This window comes from Frankia sp. AgB1.9, from assembly GCF_016786355.1.
Classification (GTDB): domain Bacteria; phylum Actinomycetota; class Actinomycetes; order Frankiales; family Frankiaceae; genus Pseudofrankia.
Window position 1 is genome coordinate 1 of record NZ_JADWYX010000140.1, and the last position, 22,440, is coordinate 22,440.

20 protein-coding genes are annotated in these 22,440 nt (G+C 74.1%); 13 read left to right on the plus strand and 7 right to left on the minus strand.

Annotation, left to right across the window (positions count from 1 at the left end):
• The first annotated feature begins 358 nt into the window (after window positions 1-358).
• A complete protein-coding gene (locus I6A60_RS35565) occupies window positions 359-889 on the plus strand; it encodes a DinB family protein (protein WP_203025281.1) in 531 nt (176 codons plus the stop codon).
• Between the two features lie 44 nt (window positions 890-933).
• Here the strand turns inward: I6A60_RS35565 and I6A60_RS35570 are convergent, their stop codons facing one another.
• From I6A60_RS35570 to I6A60_RS35580, 3 genes are read right to left on the minus strand one after another with little or no spacing between them, the layout of a single operon-like run.
• Complete coding sequence (locus I6A60_RS35570) at window positions 934-3,618, minus strand: FtsX-like permease family protein (RefSeq protein WP_203055806.1); 2,685 nt, start codon at window positions 3,616-3,618, stop codon at window positions 934-936.
• A 3-nt stretch (window positions 3,619-3,621) separates the two neighbouring features.
• Window positions 3,622-5,283, minus strand: a complete 1,662-nt coding sequence (locus tag I6A60_RS35575) for a GAF domain-containing sensor histidine kinase (protein ID WP_203055807.1) — start codon at window positions 5,281-5,283, stop codon at window positions 3,622-3,624.
• Entirely contained in the window at window positions 5,280-5,999 is a 720-nt protein-coding gene (locus tag I6A60_RS35580; protein WP_203025278.1) for an ABC transporter ATP-binding protein, read from the minus strand. The genes I6A60_RS35575 and I6A60_RS35580 overlap by 4 nt, the downstream gene beginning before the upstream one ends.
• Before the next feature lie 468 nt (window positions 6,000-6,467).
• Between I6A60_RS35580 and I6A60_RS35585 the strand changes: the two genes are divergently transcribed.
• Together I6A60_RS35585 and I6A60_RS35590 are read left to right on the plus strand one after the other, a co-directional pair.
• Window positions 6,468-7,022 (plus strand): hypothetical protein, encoded by a 555-nt coding sequence (locus tag I6A60_RS35585; RefSeq protein ID WP_238436928.1) that lies wholly within the window; start codon window positions 6,468-6,470, stop codon window positions 7,020-7,022.
• Window positions 7,023-7,103: 81 nt separating this feature from the next.
• Complete coding sequence (locus I6A60_RS35590; RefSeq protein ID WP_203025277.1) at window positions 7,104-7,793, plus strand: TetR/AcrR family transcriptional regulator; 690 nt, start codon at window positions 7,104-7,106, stop codon at window positions 7,791-7,793.
• Here I6A60_RS35590 and I6A60_RS35595 read toward each other — a convergent pair.
• Window positions 7,790-9,415 (minus strand): amidohydrolase family protein, encoded by a 1,626-nt coding sequence (locus I6A60_RS35595; protein ID WP_238436929.1) that lies wholly within the window; start codon window positions 9,413-9,415, stop codon window positions 7,790-7,792. The genes I6A60_RS35590 and I6A60_RS35595 overlap by 4 nt on opposite strands.
• Window positions 9,416-9,910: 495 nt before the next feature.
• Here I6A60_RS35595 and I6A60_RS35600 point away from each other — a divergent pair, with 495 nt between their 5' ends.
• Together I6A60_RS35600 and I6A60_RS35605 are read left to right on the plus strand one after the other, a co-directional pair.
• A complete protein-coding gene (locus I6A60_RS35600) occupies window positions 9,911-10,834 on the plus strand; it encodes an acyl-ACP desaturase (protein ID WP_203025275.1) in 924 nt (307 codons plus the stop codon).
• 189 nt (window positions 10,835-11,023) lie between these two features.
• The gene (locus tag I6A60_RS35605) at window positions 11,024-11,431 is read left to right on the plus strand and encodes a hypothetical protein (RefSeq protein ID WP_203025274.1); all 408 of its coding nucleotides are present in this window, start codon (window positions 11,024-11,026) and stop codon (window positions 11,429-11,431) included.
• A 52-nt stretch (window positions 11,432-11,483) separates the two neighbouring features.
• Here I6A60_RS35605 and I6A60_RS35610 read toward each other — a convergent pair whose 3' ends face one another.
• Window positions 11,484-12,989: a glutamine synthetase family protein gene (locus I6A60_RS35610; protein ID WP_203025273.1), complete on the minus strand. Its 1,506-nt coding sequence runs from the start codon at window positions 12,987-12,989 to the stop codon at window positions 11,484-11,486.
• A gap of 17 nt (window positions 12,990-13,006) precedes the next feature.
• Window positions 13,007-13,714, minus strand: coding sequence for a dTMP kinase (locus I6A60_RS35615; protein WP_203025272.1), 708 nt, complete (start codon window positions 13,712-13,714; stop codon window positions 13,007-13,009).
• 177 nt (window positions 13,715-13,891) lie between these two features.
• Between I6A60_RS35615 and I6A60_RS35620 the strand changes: the two genes are divergently transcribed.
• The 6 genes from I6A60_RS35620 (at window position 13,892) to I6A60_RS35645 (ending at window position 20,349) form a co-directional block, all read left to right on the plus strand.
• Entirely contained in the window at window positions 13,892-15,445 is a 1,554-nt protein-coding gene (locus I6A60_RS35620) for a sensor histidine kinase (protein WP_203025271.1), read from the plus strand.
• Entirely contained in the window at window positions 15,442-16,086 is a 645-nt protein-coding gene (locus I6A60_RS35625) for a response regulator transcription factor (protein WP_203055808.1), read from the plus strand. Before I6A60_RS35620 ends, I6A60_RS35625 begins: the two co-directional genes overlap by 4 nt.
• A 395-nt stretch (window positions 16,087-16,481) precedes the next feature.
• Window positions 16,482-17,750: an ABC transporter ATP-binding protein gene (locus I6A60_RS35630; RefSeq protein WP_374113336.1), complete on the plus strand. Its 1,269-nt coding sequence runs from the start codon at window positions 16,482-16,484 to the stop codon at window positions 17,748-17,750.
• Entirely contained in the window at window positions 17,747-18,667 is a 921-nt protein-coding gene (locus tag I6A60_RS35635; RefSeq protein ID WP_203011768.1) for an ABC transporter, read from the plus strand. Before I6A60_RS35630 ends, I6A60_RS35635 begins: the two co-directional genes overlap by 4 nt.
• A 155-nt stretch (window positions 18,668-18,822) precedes the next feature.
• Window positions 18,823-19,539, plus strand: coding sequence for a molybdopterin-dependent oxidoreductase (locus I6A60_RS35640; RefSeq protein WP_307874031.1), 717 nt, complete (start codon window positions 18,823-18,825; stop codon window positions 19,537-19,539).
• A gap of 3 nt (window positions 19,540-19,542) precedes the next feature.
• A complete protein-coding gene (locus I6A60_RS35645; RefSeq protein WP_203011770.1) occupies window positions 19,543-20,349 on the plus strand; it encodes a formate dehydrogenase in 807 nt (268 codons plus the stop codon).
• On the opposite strand, the gene I6A60_RS35650 is transcribed toward I6A60_RS35645, so the two are convergent.
• Window positions 20,346-20,870 (minus strand): GNAT family N-acetyltransferase, encoded by a 525-nt coding sequence (locus I6A60_RS35650; protein ID WP_203011772.1) that lies wholly within the window; start codon window positions 20,868-20,870, stop codon window positions 20,346-20,348. The two genes, I6A60_RS35645 and I6A60_RS35650, sit on opposite strands and share 4 nt — an antisense overlap.
• A gap of 457 nt (window positions 20,871-21,327) precedes the next feature.
• Between I6A60_RS35650 and I6A60_RS35655 the strand changes: the two genes are divergently transcribed.
• On the plus strand, window positions 21,328-21,942 hold the full coding sequence (locus tag I6A60_RS35655) for a PadR family transcriptional regulator (protein ID WP_203011774.1): 615 nt from the start codon (window positions 21,328-21,330) through the stop codon (window positions 21,940-21,942).
• Window positions 21,943-21,945: 3 nt separating this feature from the next.
• Window positions 21,946-22,440 (plus strand): ABC transporter ATP-binding protein (locus tag I6A60_RS35660; protein WP_203055809.1); only part of this gene is annotated, 495 nt, incomplete at its 3' end.

Here is a 22,440-nt window from a genome sequence, read left to right on the forward strand (position 1 = left end):
GGGGGGGGGGGGGGGGGGGGGGGGGGGGGGGGTTGGCCCGGGGCGGGGGGGGGCCCACCGGACGCGGGGCTTGCGGGCCTGGGGCGGACCGCCGGCGCGGGCGCTTAGCGCCCTCGCCTACGTGGTTCGGGGGTGGGGTGCGAGTGCGGAGGCGGGCGCTTGTCCAGCGTCGGGTTCTGGGTTGCGTTGCGTCTTGGCGGTCCGCTCGTCCGGTCACGGTCCGCTCGTCTGTGGCGGTCGCCCGAGCGGCGCCTCCCGCGCCCGGCCACTCGTCGATTGAGGACAGGATCTGGCCGGTATTGGTTTTAGCGTGGGTCTCGTTGGTCCCGGAGGACGAAGGGCAGGAACGATGACCACGATGAGCGACACCGGTGCTGTGACCACACGCGAGGCGGCCGTGCTGGGTGGGGAGCATGGTGATCTGTTGGCGACGTTGGGGCAGACGCGGTTCTTTCTGCGGTTCACGGCGCGTGACCTGAGCGACGAGCAGGCGGCCGGGCGGCCGACCGTGAGCGCGCTGTGCCTAGGTGGGCTGATCAAGCATGTGGCCACGGTCGAGGAGCAGTGGCTGGAGTTCGTGCGCACCGGCCCCGAGGCGCTCTCGCAGGACCCGGACCAGCGGGACGCCGACTTCCGGCTCGGCCCCGACGAGACGCTCGACGGCGCCTTGGCGCGTTACGACCAGGTCGCTCAGCGCACCGACGACTTCCTGCGCACCCGCCCGGACCTCGATGCCGACCAGCCGCTGCCGGTGGCGCCGTGGTTCCCGCCCGGCGAGCGCTGGTCGGCCCGCAAGGTGATGCTGCACGTGATCGCCGAGACCGCGCACCACGCCGGCCACGCCGACGTCATCCGCGAGTCGATCGACGGCGCGAAGACCATGGGCTAGCCGAGCCGGCGTCGCAGGCGCCGGCGGCGACACCCCAGCCGGCCTCAGCCGACCCGGTTGCGCGGGTTGGGGAGCCGCCAGCGCCGACGGACAGTTGGGACCCCCGCGACGACTATGGCGAGGGCGGCGGCCGTCACGGGCAGGGCGAGCAGCAGCCTGGTCGGGAAGGCGACGTCGGTGCCGACGCCGACCGCGTTCGCGATCTCCCACCAGATCAGCCGGCCGACACCCAGGCCCACCGGTACGCCGATCAGCACCGCGACCAGCGCGGCGACGGCGGCGGCGGTCACCGCGATGGCCCCGATGGTCGGCGGGGTCGCGCCGAGGACGCGCAGCACCGCGACGTCCGCGGCCCGCCGCCGCCAGTCACGCAGCACGGTGTGGGCGACCGCGCCGGCCGCGAGCAGCCCGAGCACCACCTGAAGCAGCCCAGGCAGGCCACCGATCCCGCCGAGGTTGGTGACCTCCTCGGGCGGCTCGCGGCCGCCGACCTCGTAGCGCGCGCCGAGGTCGGCGACCAGCCGGCTGACGGGCACGCCGTCGGCCGCCCGGACGAACGCCTCGTGCAGCGGCGCGGTCTGCTGGACGTTGGTGAGGGCACTCGGGTCGAGCAGCAGGTTGGCTCCGAGCCGCTCACCGCTGATCGCCGGGCCGAGCCCGACGCCGACGACCTTCAGCCGCAGCGGCTGGCCACCGCCGGACGGTCCGGCCGCGAGGTCGACGGTGTCGCCGACGCCGACTCGCAGCGTGCTCGCGGCCCTGGTCCCGACGACCACCTCGCCCGGCCCGGCGACCAGCCGCCCGGCCAGCATCGTCCAGCCGACGTGCCCGCTGGCCGCCGTGAACGCGTACGCGGGGAACTGGGCGCACCCGGCCGTCCGGGAACCGGTCGCGGCCGAGCTGGCCGCCTGGACGGAAAGCTCACCCGGTGACGTCGATGCGAGCCGTCGCGGCACCACCGGAGCGGCGGTGGGAGCCATCGGAGTGCCGCCACCGGTCAGGTCCGGCGGGGCGGTCTGCGGCGCCGGCCCGGTCGGCACCGCGGCCTCGGGGGCGCCGTCCTGCACGGAGCCCACCGTGCCCAGCGCGCAACCCGCGCCGACCTGGACCGTCGAGACGGCGGCCTCGCTGACGGCCGAGATCCACGGGTCGGCCCGCAGCGCGGTGACGATCTCCGGCCGGACGTCGTTCACGTACAGGTCGAACGACCAGCCGTACCGGTCGGGCTCGTGGACGAGACGGGTGACGCCCTGCCCGACGGTCGCGGCGGCGACCAGAGTCGCGACCGCGGCGGCGGCGGTGAACAGCGCCGGGCGCCGGATCAGCGGCGAGACCCGCGAGCCGACGGCGAACCGGACGCCGACCCACAGCCAGGCAGGCCCGGGCCAGGCCGGACCGGGACCGCCCCACGCCGCCCGGCGCCCGTCTCCCAGCACCCAGCCGTCGGCGACCGGCGATCCGCCCGACGACCCGACGCGGCGGTCACGGCCACCCCTCGGCGCGGCGCCGCGCGCGGCCACGCCGCCCCGCCCGGCGCGCGCGGCGGACCAACCGGCGAGCAGCACCACCATGGCGCCCGTGACCAGTCCGGTGACCACCGACGCGGTGACGTCCGGTGCGTAGCCGGGGTGCGGCTCGTACGCCGCCAGCGGACCGATCGGCCCGAGCCCGCCGGTCACCAACGGCCCGGCCGCGGCGACCAGGCCGGCCAGCAGCGCGGCCGGGAGCGCCGCGAGGACCCTGGCTGCCACCCGGGCGGCCGGTGGCAGCCCGAGCACCGCCTCGATCCGCTGTTCGGCCCAGCGCAGGTCGTGCTGGCGGGCGAACGCGGCGGCGCCCGTCGCGAGGCCGGTTATCGCGACGGCCACGACGAACACGACCAGACCGGTGACCAGCACCCGCCGGGTCGCCGCGACCCTCGGGTCCGAGTCGGTGGCCGGGTGGGTCACGTCGAGGACCGGGAACTCTGCGGCGTCGGGGTCACGCCGGTCCCGACCCGCGACGGCGGCGGCCCGCGCCACCGCCGCGTCGGCGCGGCTGACCGCGTGCGGTCCAGGCACCAGCCGGATCGCGACGAGCATGCCGACCGACGGCAGTGCGGCCGCCGCGGCCGGTGCGAGCAGCAGCGGCGTCTGGTTCAGGGCGAGGCCGGCCATCCGGACCAGCCCGGTGATCCGGATGGAGACCGCCGGCCCGCCCGGCGCGTCGAAGCCGGTGTCGAAGTGCTGGTAGTCGCTCTGGGTCAGCATCCGCAGCGGCATCAGGTCGCCGACGTGGACGCCGTAGGCGCTCGCCGCGCGCTCGTCGAGAACGGCCTCCCGCGCGGCAGGGTCATAGAACCGGCCGGCGACGAGCACCGGCGTGTAGGCACCTGGGTCCGAGCCGACCGGATGGCCCTCAAGGGCCCCGATGTACCGGACGTCCGGCCGGTTCTCCACCCGCGCGACCAGCGCCCTCGTCACCCAGACACCGCTGACCCCCGGCACGACCGCGGCCGCCCGGAAGGCCAGGTCCGGGTTGGAGGTCATCGTGATCTGCAGGTCCGGCACCAGAGTGGCGCGTTCCAGCCGGTCGTAGGAGGTCGCCGTGCGCCGGATCAGCGCGGCGCCGCTGCCCACCGCCGCCCCGGCCAGCCCGATGAGCAGGCCGGTCGCCACGAGCACCACCCACCGACGCCGCAGCTGACCGCGGGCCACCATGCCGACGGCGCCGAGCAACGGCCTGGCCATCGCTCAGCCTCCGGCCGGCGCGCTGGGCACGGACGCGTGGATGCGCACACCGGCGCCCGGCGCGGACTCGACGGTGATCGTGCCGCCGATGGCGCCGATGCGGTCGCGCATGTTCGTCTGCCCGGCGCCGGCCGCGACCAGCCTCGGATCGAAGCCGGGCCCGTTGTCGGTGACGCTGAGGACCAGCGTGCTCTCGCGCTCGGCCAGCACGATCTCGACCTCGCTGCCGGCGGCGTGCTTCGCCGCGTTCTGCAGCGCCTCCAGGCAGCAGAAGTACACGGCGGCCTCGACGTCCGCCGCGTGCCGGCCGACGCCGTCCGTCCGCAGCCGCACCCCCAGCGGGGAGCGGGTGGCCGCGGCGCGCAGGGCCTCGGTGAGCCCGGTGGAGCGCAGCAGCGGCGGGTAGATGCCCTGCGCCAGGCTGCGTACCTCGGAGATCGCGGCCTGGACCTGCTCGGCCATCTCGTCGACCAGCTCCTCGGCCGCCGCGGTGTCCTCGGTGACCAGGTCACGCACCAGCCGCAGGCCGATCGCCAGCGAAACGAGCTGCTGCTGGGCGCCGTCGTGCAGGTCGCGCTCGATCCGGCGGCGTTCCGCGTCGGCCGCGGCGACGAGCCTGGCCCGGGAGACCCGCAGCTCGTCGTTCACCCGGCGCAGGTCGACCAGCGCCTCGCGCAGGTTCGCGTCGAGCTGGCGGTTGTGCAGGACGGTGCCGAGCCGGGTGCCGAGCTCGGCGAGCAGCCGGTCCTCGGCCTCGCTGAACCGCGGGTCCTCCGTCGACCGCTCGACGACGAGCAGCCCGAGCAGCGCTCCGCTGGCCCGAGCCGGCACGACGCGCAGCTGGGCCCCCGGCCGTCCCCAGACCAGCAACGGCACCCACAGCGCCAGCCAGCCCGGCCCGGCGACCCGGGCCCTGGCCAGTGCCACCAGATCCGCGGCGGTCAGTGTCAGTGAGCTGCCCTGCCGCGCCTGGCTGGGGCCGTCCGCCAAGTCGAGACCGGGCGCGCCGGCCAGTCCGCTCACGCCGGCCCGGGGCGGCGGCGAGTCCGGCAGGACGACGGCGGCGGTGAGGCGTCCGCCGGCGCCGGTCCAGATCTCGACGCGGCGCAGCGCCAGGCTGCGCCGCAGCGCGTCGGCGAGCTGGTCGAGGGTGGTCTCCAGCGGCACGTCCCGGCTGGTCTGCTCGCCGAAGGTCGCGAGGATGTCGTCCGGCCGGAACCGGGCCCCGCGCACGGCCCGGCGGGCAGCTCGGCGGGCCGGGACCCGCACCGCGACGCTGAGCGCCGCGGCGGTCCCGGCGCTGGCCAGCGCCGGCCACAGGAAGCCGGCCCCACCGTCGGCGGGCAGCCGCCCCAGGGTGAGGACCGCGGCCATCAGCGCGCCGACGCCGACCAGCGCGAAGGCGGCCACGTCGGCGGCGAGCAGCAGCGCCTGTTCGGCCTTCCGGCGCAGCAGGCCGATCTGGCCGGCCACGACGCCCGCGAGCAGCAGCGCCGCGGTCGCGACCACCAGCACGGCCCAGGGCGGGTAGGCCGCGCCGAGCGCTCGGGGAAGCGCGCACACGGCCGCCACGCCGGCGGCGGCCAATGCACCGGCCGCGACGAGAAGGCCACCCGGGCGCGGCCCCACCTCCCGGGCCCGTGGCGCGCCGTCCGGCAGGCTCACCCGGTCTCCCCTGCCGTCACCGGCTGCTCGATCTGGCCGTCGCGCATGGCGACGATGCGCTGCGCGCCGGCGGCGACGGCCGCGTCGTGGGTGACCACGACGATGGTCTGGCCGCGGGCGTGCAGCCGGGTGAACAGGTCGAGCACCTCGGCCGCGCCGGCCGAGTCGAGCGCGCCGGTCGGTTCGTCTGCGAGCAGCAGGGTCGGGCTGCCGGCGAGCGCCCGGGCGATCGCGAGCCGTTGCCGCTGGCCGCCGGACAGCGTGGCCGGCAACGCCTCGGCCCGCTCCAGCAGGCCCAGCACGTCGAGCAGCTCGCGCGCGCGGTCCACCGCGGCCCGCCGGCCCAGCCCCGCGAGCCGGGCGGCCAGCACCACGTTGTCGGCCGCCGTCATGCTCTCCAGCAGGTGGAAGAACTGGAAGACCATGCCGACGTGGCGGCGGCGCAGCCGGGCGAGCCGGGTCTCGGACAGCTCGGCGAGTGACTGCCCGGCGACCACGACGGAGCCGCCGTCGGCCCGCTCCAGGCCAGCGATGATGTTGAGGAGGGTCGACTTCCCGCTGCCCGATGGCCCGGTGACGGCGACGAACTCGCCCGGCCAGACCGTCAGCGACGCGCCACGCAGTGCGCGGACCGGTGCGGCCTCGGCGTTGAAGGTTCGGTGCGCGCCCACCACGGCCACGACCGGCTCGGCGGCCCGCTCCTGCGCCGGTTCCATGCCCTCCCCCGTTCGACTCCCCCAGCATTGCACCGAGTGCTGACAACTGGGAAAAGCCGGCTAGCCAGCCCGCTCTCGGTGGTGCTGCCATCCCCGTCGGCGCGCCACACGATCGATCAGGCCGCCGCAACCGGCGCAATGGCACATCCGGGCCAGGAAATCCGCCCTCGTCGTGCTGGCGGTTGGAACACCACGGTGGGACACCGCTGGACTATTGCCCGGCGCAATCGCCGTGCACGACGCTTCTTGTGCAGAGATACGGCAAATACGCACCGTGACCTGTCCGCAGCCTGACTCGCTTCTCGCAGAGTTTGTTGGAATGAGCCGAGCACACTTGGGGATGTGCAAACCATGGCCCGTCACCGCGTCACCCCCCGGTCCGTCCCGCGAGCTGTTCCCGCCGGCACCGGGGAATCCACGCGCGCACAGGGCCGGCACGCTCCATCGGCGCCGACGACCACCCGGGCGTTGTCCCGCCGGGTGGTCACCCGGCGGATCGTGCTGCCGGCGGCGTCCGTCGCCGTCGCCAGCGTCGTGACGGTCGGCGGGGCGGTCGCCTTCGCCAGCGACGGATCCGCTTCGGCGGTCCCCATCCAGCGAGCGGCGAGCACCGCGCCGGCCACCCACCCGGCGGCGAGCACCGTCGCGGACGGCGTCCCGGCGTCCACCGTGGCGACGACCGGCGCGCCGGCGGGCACGGCCGCGACCGGATCCGTCGTGGCCTCGTCGACCGACGCCGCGGCGATCGCCGCCGCCATCCGGCACAGCGACCTGACCAGCCAGGTCTCGCCGGACGCCTACCAGGTCGTCGGCGCGAAGGTCTCCCGGAACGACCCGAACTGGGCCTGGGCGCAGCTGCTGCCGGTCACCGACACGATCGACCGGGCCCAGGGTGTCCTGCATCGCACCGCGTCCGGCTGGAGCCTGGTCCAGCTCGGCAGCTTCGAGGTCGGCTGCTCCGCCGCGCCGCCCCAGGTCCGGGCCGATCTGGCCCTCGACTGCCCGCCCGGCGGCGCCGGCTGAGGCAGCCAGGCCCGCCAGATCCTTACTCGTGCCGGGCCCAGGCACGGCCAAAACAGGCCCGGCTCCAGGCAGACTGGTGCGATGGCCCTGCGCACCCCGGAGAGTGGACGCAACCCCGGGGGGCGTCGTCGCCAGCCGGAGGCGACTCGTGAGCGCCTGCTCGCCGCCGCCGTCGACCTGTTCGCTGAACGCGGTTACGACCGGGTCCGGGTTCGTGACATCGCCGACCGGGCCGGCGTGACGACCGGTGCGATCTACGCGCACTACCCGGACATGGCCTCGTTGCTCGCCGACGCGGCCGGCCGGGCCGTCGACCACGCGGTGAAGGCCGTCGCGCACGTCGGCCACGGCGAGGCCGGGGCCGCCCTGCTGGCGACGATGACCACGACGGCTGCCGGCGGGCGGCGGCTGTCTCGTGAGCAGGCGCTGCTGCTGGAAGCGATGGTCGCGGCCCGCCGGGAGCCGACGCTGCGCCAGGCGCTCGGTGAGGTGCTGCGTGACCGGCTCGAGGTGCTGCGCGGTGCCGTCGTACAGGCGCGTGAGGACGGCGAGCTACGCCCCGACCTCGCCCCGGACGCGGTCGCCTGGTTCCTCTACCTGGCCCCGATCGGCCTGCTCACCGGCCGGGCCGCCGGGATACCCGGCCCGGACCTGCATGAGCTGCGCACGGTTCTTGAAGCCGCCGTCGCGGGCCTGGCCCCAACCGGTACCGACACGGAGGCTGGCACCGACGTCTGTAACGGGACCCTCGCCGAGTCCGACGGGGCCTAACCCGTGTCGCCGGTCTTGGGGTGAGACGCGGTCCCGTGCGTCCTGGACCGGGGCGGCTTGGGCGAGCCGTGGTGCTCCTTGCCGCGCGGCTCCTTGATCAGCGAGATCGGCCCCGGCACCCGCTTGCGTGACCGCGCCGCGCCGCGCTTCGTCGCGGCGGGCTTGGCGTCGACCGACGGCGCCTCCTGCGCGGACGGCTGCCGTGCCGCGGCCTTCGCCGGCTTCGACGCCGGCTTCGACGCGGTCGCCTTCGAGGTGGTCGCCTTGGCGGTCGTCGCCTTCGGCGTCGTGGCCTTCGCGGTGGCCCGCGGCTTGGCGGCACGAGGCTTCGCCGCGGGCGACGGAGGCGGCGGCGGCTCGGCGGCGGCGGCCGGCTCGGCAAGGCCGTAAACGCGACGGGCGTTGCCTGCGCCGATCATCGCGGCGATCCGCGCCGCGTCCTGGGCCGTCCAGTCGTCGGCCTCGACGCCCGCGGCGAGGAAGGCACCGAGCCCCCGGCGGAACAGCTTCGCCCCCAGCAGGTACAGCTCGGCGAGCGCGAAGGCGTCGGTGGAGAACAGCATCTTGCCGAACGGCGCGAGCTCCAGCGTCTCGGCCAGCACCGTGGCGCTCCCCCGGCCGAGGTTGTGGGTGGCCAGACCGACGTCCACGTAGACGTGCGGGAACACCTGCGCCAGGTAGCCCGCCTCCCGGTGGTACGGGTAGCAGTGCAGCAGCAGCACCGGCGCGCCCGTGGGGACCAGCTCGCGCAGCAGGTCGGTCAGCAGCAGCGGGTTGGCCCGGGCCAGGTGCAGGTCGGTGTCGCCGAAGCCGGTGTGGATCTGCACCGGCAGGCCGAGGTCCGCGCCGGTCCAGATCAGGAAGCTGTGCAGCACGGGGTCGGCCAGCCGGATCGGCGCGCCGGCGCGCAGCTGGCTGACCCAGCCGCGCACGGAGGCGATCACCGCCCGGTCGGTGGGCCGCTCGGACGGCAGGTCGAGCCCGACCCGGTAGGCGGCCACCGACTTGACGCCGACGACGTCGACGCCGCCTGGACCGGCGGCCTTCCGGGCCTTGCCGGCCGGCCGCCTGGTGCCGCCGGCGGTCGGCTGCTCACGGCCGGTGCGGGCGGCAAGCCGGGAGCGGACCAGGTCGGGAAAGTGGGCGACGCCGACCTGACCGGTGACGATGTCGAGCGCCACCTGCTCCGCGAGCGGCTCAAGCCGGACGACGTCATGGGCCCGGGCGCCCGCCGCCCCAGCCAGATCCTCGGCGCTGGTCAGCCGCTCCGGGGCGAAGCCGGTGTCGACGCAGAGCTCCTCGATACCCGCCGCGCGCAGCAGCCGGGTGGCCACCTCGTCCGGGCCGCGCTCGGCCCGGCGGGCCAGGTAGTCGTCCGCCTGGGCGTGCGGGGCCAGGTCGAGCTCCGGCGCGCACCAGCGCCGCAGCGCGAGCCCTAGCTGGCTGTCGAAGAAGGACGTGCCCACCGGCGCGGGGTGGTCCGCCTCCGTCATGGCTCGCTCGAAGTCGGCCCGGTCTAGCTCGCGGCGCACCAGCCCGTGGCAGTGGTGGTCGACGAGCGGGAGCGTCTCGATCCTGGGCAGCCGCACTCGGAGTGCTTCCCCCGGATCCCCCGTCAGCATGCGTGGGGCGCCGACGGTGCAGGGCCGGCCAGCCGGCCTTCCGGGGCGGCGATGGGCCGCGTGAGGCCGGTGGACAGGCGGTAAACGGCTCCCAAAGTCTGGCCCGCGGCACCGCCGGCATCATCGGTTATCCACAGGTATCCACAGGCTCTATGCAGCCGATGCGCGCTGAAACCGCTGCACAGCCGGCACATAGTCCGGATGCCTAGCAGTCAACCTGTCCATCGGCCCGGCTATCCACAGCCCACCCCAGGTTCTCCACAAGTTATCCACAGGGCGCGCGGTGCTTTGGAGCAGTCAGGCCGGTAGCGTGGCCCGGGCACCAGGCCCCCGAGGCACCAGCCGGACCAGCCGTCGCGCCCGAATTCGGTGGCGACCCGCCACGGCCGGCGCACCCGCCGCCACAGCCGGCTGTTCCCGGGGAACAGTTCGCCCACGGAAAGTCCACTCCGCCGGGACATGGTCCGGCCCAGGTTCAGCTGCGAGGGTCAGTCCATGACCTCGTACACGGATTCCGACCTGCTGCGCGAGCTGGAGCCCGTCGCCGCGGCGAACCTCGACCGGCACCTGGGCCTGGCCGCCGAGTGGATGCCGCACGAGTACGTCCCGTGGAGCCTCGGCCGCGACTTCGACTCCCAGCCGTGGGAGCCGGGTCAGTCCACGCTGTCGGACATCGCGCAGCTGGCGTTCGAGGTCAACCTGCTCACCGAGGACAACCTGCCGAGCTACCACCGGGAGATCGCGGTCGGCTTCGGCCTCGACAGCGCCTGGGGCGCCTGGGTCGGCCGCTGGACGGCTGAAGAGGGCCGGCACGCGATCGCCATGCGCGACTACCTGCTGGTCACCCGGGGCGTCGACCCGATCGCCCTGGAGCGCGGCCGGATGCACCAGATGCAGGTCGGCTACAGCAGCGGCGGCAAGACCCCGCTGCGCGTCATCGCATACGTGACGTTCCAGGAGCTGGCCACCCGGATCGCGCACCGCAACACCGGCCGGTACGCCGAGGACCCGGTGGCCGAGAAGCTGATGGCGCGAATCGCCGCCGACGAGAACCTGCACATGATCTTCTACCGGAACCTGACCGCCGCCGCGCTGGAGTTCGACCCGAACGGGACCGTCCAGGCGATCCGCGACGAGGTTCTCGGCTTCGAGATGCCCGGCACCGGCATCCTGGACTTCGCCGACAAGGCCCGCCGCATCGCCGAGGCCGGCATCTACGACCTGCGCATCCACCACGACGAGGTGCTGACGCCGGTACTGCGGCAGGTGAAGTTCTTCCAGCTCGAGGGCCTCGACGCCGCGGCCTCGCAGGCGAGGGACGAGGTGGCCGCCTTCCTGGAGGGCCTCGACTCGTTCGCCACCCGTCAGGCCGAGAAGAAGGCGTCCCGCGACGCCCGCCGGGCCGCCGCCCAGGCCTGACCGGCGAGCGGGGCTCGACGGCCCCGGCAGCCGCCGCCACCTTCGTGCGTTGATCGCTGTCTCAGCCCTCAAGTGGTTGCGGAAATGGCCTGATCACAGCCCCGCGAGGGCCAAAACGGCGATCAACGTCCGGCGGACGAGGCCACCCGTTGCGGACAGACCGGGCGGTATGCCCCATAGTGTTCCCCCGTGGGCGTCCATCGTCGCCGGTCGTGGCATGTCACGACGTTCCCGGTCATCGTGGCCGGGTTCGGCCTGCTGGCCCTCGCCATCGGCCTGATGTTCGGCGGGCTGCACTCCGGGGACCCGAAGCCGGCCGACGCCCAGGTCGGGCAGCCGACCGCGACGTCCACACTCCCCAGCGCCACGACCGTCGACGACTCACTGACGTCGGCCGACCTGCCTTCGTCTGCCGACGCGTCCCACGGCACGGCGACGACGACGCGAACCCCCACCGGGTCCGCCCGGCCCACGCCCCACCCGACCGCCGGCGCTACCCCGAGGCGCAGCCCCACCCCGACGCCCTCCGGCGACGGCTCGAGTAACGGCTCCGGTGGTATCCAGCTACCCACGGTGAAGCTACCGACGTTCGGCTAGCTCGCCCGCACGTAATTTCGCCTAGCCTGCCCGTGATCCGAGAGCTGGCCGCTCAGTGCCGCCAGAGGGACTGGGCGACGACCTCGTCCGCCCCAGCGGCCGCGAAGAGCTCGATCTCGGCCCGCCGGACGGTGACGATCGTGTCGTGTAGCTCGACCCCGAAGGCGGCACGCAGGACGGGATCGGCCTCGAACGCGTCGACCGCCTCGGCGAGCCGGCCGGGCAGGGCCTCGATGCCGCGCCGGGCCCGCTCGGCGGCCGGCAGCGTCGCCGGGTCGACGTCGACCGGCTCGGGCAGGCGGGCACCGTCCTCGATCCCCGACCGGCCGCAGGCGAGCACGCCGGCGAGCATCAGGTACGGGTTGGCCGTCAGGTCGAAGCACTTGATCTCAAGGTGCGGCGACGCGTGGAACCACTGCTCCGCGCTGGCCTTCAGGTCGGAGTCCGGAGCCTGCGCCGCCTGGCCGCCGACCGCCAGGCCGGTCACCAGCCGCAGCGCGGCCTCCCGGTTCTCCACGCCCCAGCAGGCGAACGCGCCGGCCCAGCGGGATGGCCTGAGCCGCAGGTAGGAGGCGACGCTGGGCGCGCCGACGGCGAGGAGCGCCGGTAGGTGAGCCAGGATGCCGGCGGCGAAGTGTTCCCCGAGGGCGCTCAGCCCGGCCGGCCCCGTGCCGTCGATGAGCACCTCGCCGCTGCCGCCCTGGCCAGCCCGCCGGGCGCTGTCCTGACTCGCGCGCGCGGCGCTGCCCTGACCCGCGCGCGGGGCGCTGCCCTGACCCGCGCGCGGGGCGCGACGCAGGCTCACGTGCGCGTGCCCGCCGTTGCCGACGCCGGCCGCGACGACCGCCGGCGAGAACGAGGTACGCAGCCCGTGCCGGGCGCCGACGGCCCGGATCGTCTGGCGGACGAGCACGCTGCTGTCCGCCGCCCCGAGCGGATCCTCAGGGGCGGTCGAGACCTCGAACTGGCCGGGCGCGTACTCGGGATGGATCTGCTCGACGGTGAGCCCCTGCTCGGTGAGCGCGCGGACGATGTCCCGTAGGTAGTCCGCCTGCTCGATCACCCGCTCCAGGCCGTAGGCAGGCCCGGCCGCCGCCGGTCGCGACCCGCCATCCGGCCGGGCCGGGTAGATCGTCCACTCGATCTCGATCCCGGCCAGCGCGGGCAGGTAACGCTCGGCGAACCCCTCGGCCTCGCGGCGCAGGATCGCGCGGGTGTCCTGCGGATGCGGGCGGCCGAGCTGGTCGAACCTGTCGGCCGGCGCCCAGGCCCAGCCCGGCTGGGCCGCCAGCGGGACAACCCGGTCGAGGTCCGGGCGCAGGCGCAGGTCGCCGACCGGGCCACCCGCGTAGCGACCGGCGGCGAGGTCGTCGTTCAGCAGGAACGCGTCGAACGACGGCGAAGCGCCGACCCCCACGACCGCCGCCCGCTCCAGCCTGCCGACCGGCACGCATTTCGCGCGGGTGATCCCACTGTTGTCGACGAAGGTCAGCGCGACCGCGTCCACACCCCGCGCTCGGAGCTCCGCCGTGACCGACGCCGCCTTCTCCCCGTCCATGCTCCCAGCGTCCCGGCTCAGCGCAGGTTGCGCAGGACTTCCTCGACGGCGGCGCCGACGGACCCGGCCCTCGGGTCGTCACCGGCCGCGGCGGGCGTACCGGGCGCGGCCGGCGTAGTGGGCGCGGGTGCGCGGTCGACCGTCAGCCAGCGAGCGATCCAGCCGGAGCGGGCCAGCTCGTCGTACTCGGCGGCGACCCTGGCCTGCAACGCGTCGTCGGCCTCGTACCGGTCGGGGGCGCGGCTCGCGTCCAGCGCCGCGCGGGCGCGGGCCTGCGCGCGGGCCACCTCGACCGGGACCCGCAGCAGGATCTGCAGGTCGGGCCGGGGCAACGCCAGGTCGATCAGCTCGATCGAGGCCACCCAGTCGCGGAAACCGGGTCTCTCCGGCGCGGACAACCGAGCCGCGCCGTAGGCCGCGTTCGAGGCCACGTACCGGTCGACCAGCACGACGGCGTCCCCAGCCGCGGCGGCCGCCAGCTCCGGGCCGGCGTTCGCCCGGTCCAGCGCGAACAGCAGCGCGCTCGCCCGGACCGACGCGGCGACCGACGCGAGCGCCTGGTCGCCGGTCAGCATCGCCCGCACCGCCGGCCCGAGCGGCTCGACGTCGTACCGGGGGAACGCCAGCCGGCTCACGGGCCGCCCGGTCGCCGTGAGGGCCGCCACCAGCGCCTGGGTCAGCGTGTTCTTGCCTGCCCCGTCGATCCCCTCGATCGCGACGATCACCGCGCGTAGGCCCCCTCGTCCGCTCCGGAATGGCGGCCCACGCTACCGGCACCTCACGCCGGCACCGGCGTGTGGCCTCGCCCGAGAGCCTGGCGGCCCGGGGTACGGTCGGCTGCGTACCTGGGGATACGCGCCGAAGGGGATGCCACCCGTACTGGACGGCGCTACCGTCGGCTGGTGGACGGACCGTGGTTTCGACGGAACCTTCGGTATCTGCTGATCGATCTGCTGACAGCCGCCGCGTTCACCACCGTTTTCCTGGTCAGCGCGACCAAATGGGGTGGAACGCAGCCCGCGCCGCACCAGCGCGTTGACGCGTTCGCGTACGGACTGCTGATCGGGATCGCGGCGGTCCTGCTGATCCGCCGCTGGGCCCCGCGGCCGGCGCTGGTCGTCGAGGCCGCGCTGGTCGGGATCTTCCTCGGGGTGGGTTATCCGGAAGGGCCGTACTTCGTCGCGATGGCGATCGTCGGCCTCACCGTCGGGCGGACCAGCGGACGCCGCGAGGCCACCTGGGCGGCCGTCTGCGCCACCTGCCTGGTCGCGGCGGGCAACGTGGCGAGCTTCGATCGCGGGCATGCCGGCGGCGGCTGGGACCTGTTCGCCGGGTTCGCCGCGTCGCTGCTGGTCGGGACGGCCCCCGTCGTCGTGGGGGCGCTCATCCAGGAGCACCGGAGCTGGCGGGTGACGGCCGAGGGCGAGGCGCAGGCCCGCCTGATCGACGCCGAGCGGCTGCGGATGGCCCGGGAGGTGCACGACGTCGTCGGGCACAGCCTTTCGATCATCTCGTTGCAGGCCGGCGTCGCGTTGCACGTCCTAGACCGGCGGCCCGAGCAGGCACAACTCTCTCTGGAGGCGATCCGCCGGACCTCCATCGAGGCGCTCGACGAGCTGCGCGCCACCCTCGCCCTGACCCGCGCCGGCCAGTTCGCGGCCGTCCCGCCCGTCAGCAAGTCGAACACCGACGTACCGCCGGCCGGCGAGTTGGCGGCCGGCGCATCGGCGGGCGGCGAGCCAGTGGCCAGCGCACCGGTGGCTGACGAGCCGGCGGCCGGCTCGGCGTCGCCGGACGCTGCCGGTCTCGCCAGTGCTGGTGGCATCGCTGACGCGGCCACGGCGGCCAGCAAGGCTGGCTGGCACCTGGACCGCGCGGTGCCGCCCGGCCCCCGGCCTCCGGCCGTGGCGCCAGGGGCACCATCGGCCGAGCGGGCCCCGTTGACGGGGCTAGGTCGGTTGCCCGGACTGCTCGCGGAGGTGCGGCTGTGCGGTGTGCTAGTCGACGCCGCGACCAGCGGACCGCTGGACCGGCTACCGGCCGACGTCGACCTCGCCGCGTACAGGATCGTGCAGGAGTCGCTGACCAACGTGCTGCGGCACGCCCGCGGAGCCCGGGTCGCGATCCAGGTGTGCGCCGAGGACGCCCTGGTGACGATCGACGTCACCAACCTCCCGGAACGGCCGCCGGCGGACACGGCACCCGTCGGCCCGACCCACTCCGCCAGCCCGAACCACTCCGCCAGCCCGACCCCCTACGGCCACGGGCTGACCGGGCTGCGCGAGCGGGCCGTGGAGCTGGGCGGCGAGCTGGCCGCCGGTCCGCACGGCGCGGGCGGCTGGCAGGTCAGCGCCCGGCTGCCGCTGCGACGCGGCGGCGCCGGCGGCAGAACGGGCACCATGAGCCAGGCAGGCAACTACGGCCGAACCGCGGCCGGCGGCGGAGGGTCTCGTTGATCAGAGTCGTGGTGGCCGACGACCAGCCCCTGATCAGGCTGGGGCTGCGCGTGCTGGTCGAGACGGAGGAGGACCTGGAGCTCGTCGGCGAGGCGGAGGACGGTCGGACCGCCGTCGAGCTGGTCCGCCGGGCGCGGCCCGACGTCGTCCTGCTCGACATCCGGATGCCCGTGCTGGACGGTCTCGCCGCCCTGCGGGAGATCACCACCGACCCGGCGCTAACCGGAACCCGGGTCGTCATGGTCACCACGTTCGAGCTCGATGAGTACGTGTTCGAAGCGCTACGCGGCGGCGCCTCGGGTTTCGTGCTCAAGGACAGCGAGCCGGCCGACCTGCTGCGCGCGATCCGGGTCGTCGCGGCCGGCGAGTCGCTGCTGTCACCGGCCGTCACCCGCCGCGTCATCGAGGCGTTCGCCCGCCGCCCGGTCGGGCCGGGCGCTCCGGATCTCGACAGCCTCACCGATCGCGAACGCGAGGTGATGGGCCTCGTCGGCCACGGCCTGTCCAACGACGAGATCGCCGCCCGCCTCGTGATCAGCCCGGCGACCGCCCGTACCCACGTCAGCCGCGTCATGGTCAAGCTCGGCGCCCGCGACCGCGCCCAACTCGCCGTCCTCGCCAACGCCGGGTCGGGCGCTTAGCGCCCTCCCCAACGTGGTTCGGGGGTGGCCTTCAAGTGCGGGAGCCAACGCTGATCCAGGGTCGGGTCCTGGGTTACATCTCGTCTGGGCGGCCGGTCCGGGGTAGGGCGCCGCTTGCGCGCCTTCGGGCTGTCATACGTCGTGGCTGGAGAGAGGCCTTGCCTCAAAGCCACGCGGCAGGACTCGACACGTCGAGCGAGAACCCACGAGCCCGGCCAGAGCCTAGGCGCCCGGCGCACGGGCCCGCTCCTACGTCTTGGCTGGCGAGAAGCCCGACCTCACAGCCACACGGCAGGGACCAACTTGGGCAGCGGGCGGCAGCCCGGGGGCTGGCGTAGGGCGGGTACGGCGGGTGGCGTAGGGAGGGTGCCGTCGGTGGGGGGACGACGTGACGGGTGGGTGGCAAGCAGGCTGATCGTCATGAGGTCACCGAGGAACGGAGACGGACTCATGACGTCGTCTACGAGGCCCTGGATCACTCCGTGACGGCGGTCCGCGGCGCGAGGCCCGTGCTGGAGCAGCTCGCCGACCGTGACGAGCAACCGCGTGACGAGCAAGCGCCTGACGAGCCGGTCGCGGTCGACGTGCGGGGGCTGTCGAAGAGGTACGGGCGCCGGACCGTCGTCCGCGATCTCGATCTGCGGATTCCGGCCGGGGCGGTCGCCGGGTTCATCGGCCCGAACGGCGCAGGCAAGACGACGACGCTGCGGATGCTGCTCGGCCTGGTCCGGCCGACGGCCGGGGCCGGCACGGTGCTCGGCCAGCCGCTGGGCGAGCCGGCGCGTTACCTGCCACGGATCGGCGCGCTGATCGAGAGCCCGGCACTGTACCCACGGCTGTCGGCCCGCCGCAACCTGGAGGCGATGGCGATCCTGGCGGGGCTCGACCGGGCCCAGGTGGAGCCGGTGCTGGCCGAGGTGGGCCTCGCCGACCGGGCCGGCGACGAGGTGCGGGCCTACTCGCTGGGCATGAAACAGCGGTTGGCGATCGCTGCCGCGCTGCTCGGTGACCCGGAGCTGCTGGTGCTCGACGAGCCGACGAACGGCCTGGACCCGATGGGCATCCGGCTGATGCGCGACCTGATCCGAGGACTGGCGGTCCGCGGCGGCGAGGGCGGAGCCGGACAGGCCGGGGTAGGCGCCGGGAACGGGGTTGGGACCAGGAGCGGAGCCGGGACCGCCGCGGCCACGGGCGGCGCGCCCGTGCGGCGGCGGACGATCGTCGTCTCCTCGCACCTGCTCGCCGAGGTGGAGCAGATCTGTGACTGGATCATCGTCGTCGACCGGGGCGCGCTGGCGTACCAGGGGCCGCCCGACGGGTTGTTGGCCAGCGGCCGGCAGCGGGTGGCGCTGCGACCCGAGCAGTCCGCGGATGTCGGCATGCTCGCGGACCTCGCCGCCGGGCTTGGCTTCGCCGTCGAGCGGGACGGGGACCGCGTGCTCGCCACCCTGGTCGCGCGGCCTGCCGGGGCAGGCGCGGGCGGCGCCGACGATCGCGCGGAGCCGTCACGGGCACTGCTCGCCGAGCTGAACCGCGCCGCGCACGCCCGGGGCATCGCCCTTGTGGAGATCGCGCCGGCCCGGGTGACGTTGGAAGAGCGCTACACGGGCCTGGTCGCGGCCGGCGCCTCCGCTAGCCAGGCCATTACGGGAGATCGAGCATGACACCTCAGGCAGACGCCCTACCCGTCGTGGAACGAGACGCGCTCGGCGCTACGCGGCCGGCCCGGAACGGGCGGTCGGCCCAAGACGGGCGGCCAGCCCGAGACGGGCGGCTGGTGGCCATTGGCCGCAGTTACCGGTCCGAGGCCCGCAAGCTGCGCCGGCCGGGGACCTTCCTGGCCATGGGCGGTCTGGCGGCGCTCGCGGTGCTGTCCAGCGTGCTCAGCTTCGCGCTCGCCAAGAACGGCACGTTGGGAGCCGGGCGGATGCCCGAGGTCAGCGTGCCGACGTTGCAGGCGCTCGCGGCTCCCGGCGGGATACTGCTCGGGTTCCGGGTCGGTTCGACCTTCACTGGCCTGTTGCTGATGGTGCTGTGCGCGGCGACCATGGCGACCGAGTACGGCCAGGGCACGATCAGGATGATCTTCATGCGCGAGCCACGCCGGCTGTCCTGGCTCGCGGGCCGGATGGGCGCGGTTCTGTCGCTGCTCGCCGTGGCGCTCGTCGGTGCCTTCGTCCTCAGCGCGGCCACGGCCGTCCTGATGGCGCAGATCCGGGGCGTGTCGACCGGCCAGTGGTGGACGGCCGTGGCACTGCGCGAGGCCGGCAGGAACTACCTGAACGTCCTCGTCGCCACGACGTTCTTCGCCGTCACGGGGACCGCGCTCGGCCTGTTGATCCGATCGACGACCGCGGCCGTGCTGATCGGGGTCGCCTGGATGTTCCCGCTGGAGCACATCATCCAGCAGGCCTGGCTGAACGGCGTCAAATGGCTGCCGGGCCTGGTGTTCAGCGACATCGGCACGGGAGGCAACCTCATCTCCGGCTACCGCGGGCCGCTGCTGCTCGGCACCGCCTACGCCGTGGCGTTCGCCGCCATCGCCGCCGCCAGCCTCGCCCGACGAGACGTCACGGCCTGAGCGGCTCGACGGCCCGGCCCGGGCGGCTCGACCGCGCGTGACGCCGCCCGGGGCGCGTGGGGCAGCAGGGGGACGTGAGACAGCGCTGGTCAGGCGGTCAGTTCTTAAGAACCGGAGAAAACCGTGCCGCGTCGGTTCGCCGGTGTTGAAGGCGGGTGTTCACTGAGAACGTGGTCGAAGGCTCGCCGGTGGGGCGCCGGGTGGTGCTCGCGGTGGCCGCACTCGGCGCGGCCGGGGTGGCCGTCGGCTCCGTCGTCCAGCGGGCGCTGGACACGGCCGTCGCTCCGCTGCGGGCCCGGGACACGACCGGCCTGACCAACCTGATCCCCGGCGACGGGTTCCAGATCTACACGGTCACCTCGTCGGTGCCGCACCTGTCTGCGGCCAACTATCAGCTCAAGGTCCACGGCCTGGTGAACGAGCCGGCGACGCTGACGCTCGCGGACCTGGAGGCGATGAAGCAGACAGAGCTCACTCGTGACTTCCAGTGCGTGACCGGCTGGCGGGTCGGCGGCGTGCACTGGTCCGGGGTGAGGCTCGCCGATCTGCTCGAACGGGTCGGTGTTCGTTCGACGGCCCGGGCGGTGACGTTCCGTTCGTTCGACGGGTTCTACGACGAGAGCCTGACGCTGGAGGAGGCCCGCCGGCCGGACGTCCTGGTTGCCCTTCGCATGCTGAACGGCCCGGTCAGCTACGACCATGGTGGTCCGGTCCGGCTGTATGTGGCGCCGATGTACGGCTACAAGTCGATCAAATGGCTGGGTGAGATCGAGCTCGTCGACCGGGTCGCTCCCGGCTGGTGGGAGCGGCGCGGCTACGACGTCGAGGCCTGGATCGGCCAGTCCAACGGCCGCAGCGACAAGCCGGTCTGACCGATGTCCATCGGCGAGTACCTACGAAACCCCGCGGCGACCCGCGGCGGCGACATTCGCCGCTTCGGGCCCGCGACCCGGTGGGTGCACCGGACGACCGGGTTGTTGTTCGGCGTCTGCCTGGCGACGGCCGCGATCCTCTATCTGCCGGCGTTGGCGCTCCTCTTCGGCCGCCGCCCGCTGATCATGTCGATTCACCTGTACTGCGGCCTGGCGCTGCCGGTTCCGGCGCTGCTCGGCTGGCTCACCCGGGGCTTCCGCCGCGACACCACCGAGCTCAACCGCTTCACCGCCCCCGACGGCGCGTGGCTGCGGGCCCGACTGCTTCCCTTCAGCGAGGAGCGCCGGGCGCGTCAGGCGGGGCCAAGTTGGGCCAGGTCGGGCGCCCTGCCGTCAGCCGCGCGGCGCGGCGCAGACCGTCGTGGCCAGGGCCTGCTCACGATCGGCGGGAAGTTCAACGCGGGCCAGAAGCTGTACGCGGCCGTCGTCGCCGGATCGATCCTGGTGTTTCTCGGGACCGGCTTGGTGATGTACCTCGGCCAGGATCTCCACATCCCGGACCGCTACCGCACCGGGGCCTCCTTCGTGCACGACCTCCTCGCCTTCGGCATCTTCTTCACCGTCTGCGGCCACCTCTGGATGGCCTCCCGCGACCCGGTCGCCCGTGCCGGCATGCGCACCGGTTACGTCCCCCACTGGTGGGCCAGGACCGAGCACCCGCACTGGGCCGCCCTCGCCTCCGAGGACCTTGAGGACGACGTCCCCCTGGCCTCGGGTGGCGCCGACGGGGATTCGACCCCGTTGCCCTAGTCCCGGCGGGGCCGGTACGTCTTGTACGGGAGAAAACGGTGCATGACGTACAGGTCGACGTCGCCGTTCCAGGGGTGGCGGAAGGCTGACGGCAGCGTCCCGATCACCCGGAAGGCGAGCACGCGCCAGATCGCGACCATCCGGGTGTTCCCGGCGACCACCGCGGTGGACTGCATGGCCCGGTAGCCGAGCTCGGTCGCGTGCTCGATCGCCGCCTCGGCCATCGCCCGGTCGGCTCCTTCGGCGGTCCGGTCCGGGTGGGCCATGAAGACCAGCTGCGCGACGTGGTCACCGAGCCCGGCCAGCGCCGGGGTGATCTGCGCGGTCGCGACGATCCGCCCGTCACCCTCGTCGTCCTCCATCACGAGGACGACGGCGGGCTTCGGCAGCATCCACAGTTCCCGGGCGTCCGACTCCTGGGTGTCGGGGTGCCAGGTGTACAGCTCACCGGCCGCGACCTGCGCGTGCCAGATCGGCCAGATTCCAGGCCAGTCATCGTCAGATGCCGGCCGTGTCTGCACCCACCCGATCCTGCCCGTCCGTCAACCCCCCCGGGGGAAAAATCCGGCACGGGTAGCCCCGCACCCCACCAATCTCGCCCGTCAAGGCCCACCAACCGCACCACGCGACGGATTCATCACCCACCGTACTCGCCAGGCCGACGGAGCTCGCGCCGCGGCCGATCGGCCCGAACCTCTCGCCGCGCCTGCCCCTTGATCGGCGTTTCAGCCCTTCGGTGGTCGTGTTCCGCGCGCCAGCACGACCGCGCGAGGGCCGAAACGGCGATCAAGCCACTGATGATCTTGACTGGCGGCCGACCGGCCGAGAGCCACCGCAAGGCGAGCGGTGATGCGGTCCGCGATGGGGTGTTGACGGGACTAGCTAACGGATGTACATAACCGTTATGCAGATCTACCTAACCGTTAGGCAGGCGGCTCGCCCCGTCGTCCCGAACCGCAAGGCGCCGTGAGGTACCTGATGCTCGCCCTGTTGGACCGAGGACCGGCCCATGGCTACGAGCTCAAGCGCGCACACGACGACCTGTTCGGCGACGTCGCTCCGCCGATCAACGTCGGGCAGATCTACGTGACCCTCACCCGGCTGGAGCGGGACGGCGCCGTCACGCACCACGTCGCTGAGGGCAGCGGCGGCCCGGACCGCAAGGTCTACGAGCTGACCGACACCGGCCGCAAATCGCTGCGCGGCTGGCTGGAGGAGCCCAGCGATCTTCCGGTCGGCAAGAGCGACGTCGTGCAGCGGCTGGTCGCCGGGCTGATCTACGACGCCCACGCCGCCCACGACGGTGAGCCGGCGAAGACCGGGCCGGGCAGCGCCGCCCGCACGCTCGCCGCGCACCGGTCCCGCTGCCTCCGGGCGCTGCGGGCGCTCGCCGAGGCCGCACCCGTCCAGGACTCGCCCGCCGAGGACGACCTGATTCCCCAGCCGGCCGACCCCGCGGCCGCGGCTGCCGCTCATTTCAGCGTCGCCGGCATTGGCGACCTGCTCCGCGAGGCCTCCGTGCTGCACCTGGAGGCCGAGCTGCGCTGGCTCGACGTCGTCGAGGCCCGCCTCGCCCAGTACGGGAGGACCTGATCCATGACTACGACGGACCCCAAGACCACGATCGAGCCGATTCTCGTCATCACTGCGCTGAAAAGGTCCTTTGGCCGCGGCGAGCGGGCCAGGCCGGCGCTGTGCGGGGTATCTCTGAGCGTCGCTCCGGGCGAGTGGGTCGCCGTCGTCGGCCCCAGTGGCTGTGGCAAGTCGACGCTGCTCCACCTGGTCGGCGGCCTGGACACCCCGGACGCCGGCTCGATCCGGATCGGCGGCGACGAGGTGACCACCCTCTCGGCGGCCCGGCGTGCCCTGCTGCGCCGGCGCAAGGTCGGCTTCGTCTTCCAGGCCTACAACCTGGTGCCGCACCTGAACGTCGCCGCGAACGTCGAGCTCGGCCTGCGGGTGGCCGGGGTCGGCCGGCGGGCCGCGAAGGCCCGCGCCGCCGAGGTGCTCGACGCCGTCGGTCTCGGCGACCTCCTGCACGCGCTGCCCGCGACGCTGTCCGGCGGCCAGCAGCAGCGGGTCGCGCTCGCC

Excerpts from the sequence above, each read along its gene's own strand:
- I6A60_RS35565 (WP_203025281.1), top strand. The coding sequence starts at position 359 with ATGAGCGACACCGGTGCTGTGACCACACGCGAGGCGGCCGTGCTGGGT.
- I6A60_RS35645 (WP_203011770.1), top strand. The coding sequence starts at position 19,543 with ATGTCCATCGGCGAGTACCTACGAAACCCCGCGGCGACCCGCGGCGGC.
- I6A60_RS35595 (WP_238436929.1), bottom strand. The coding sequence starts at position 9,415 with ATGCTGACGGGGGATCCGGGGGAAGCACTCCGAGTGCGGCTGCCCAGG.
- I6A60_RS35590 (WP_203025277.1), top strand. The coding sequence starts at position 7,104 with ATGGCCCTGCGCACCCCGGAGAGTGGACGCAACCCCGGGGGGCGTCGT.
- I6A60_RS35635 (WP_203011768.1), top strand. The coding sequence starts at position 17,747 with ATGACACCTCAGGCAGACGCCCTACCCGTCGTGGAACGAGACGCGCTC.
- I6A60_RS35655 (WP_203011774.1), top strand. The coding sequence starts at position 21,328 with ATGCTCGCCCTGTTGGACCGAGGACCGGCCCATGGCTACGAGCTCAAG.
- I6A60_RS35600 (WP_203025275.1), top strand. The coding sequence starts at position 9,911 with ATGACCTCGTACACGGATTCCGACCTGCTGCGCGAGCTGGAGCCCGTC.
- I6A60_RS35610 (WP_203025273.1), bottom strand. The coding sequence starts at position 12,989 with ATGGACGGGGAGAAGGCGGCGTCGGTCACGGCGGAGCTCCGAGCGCGG.
- I6A60_RS35570 (WP_203055806.1), bottom strand. The coding sequence starts at position 3,618 with ATGGCCAGGCCGTTGCTCGGCGCCGTCGGCATGGTGGCCCGCGGTCAG.
- I6A60_RS35580 (WP_203025278.1), bottom strand. The coding sequence starts at position 5,999 with ATGGAACCGGCGCAGGAGCGGGCCGCCGAGCCGGTCGTGGCCGTGGTG.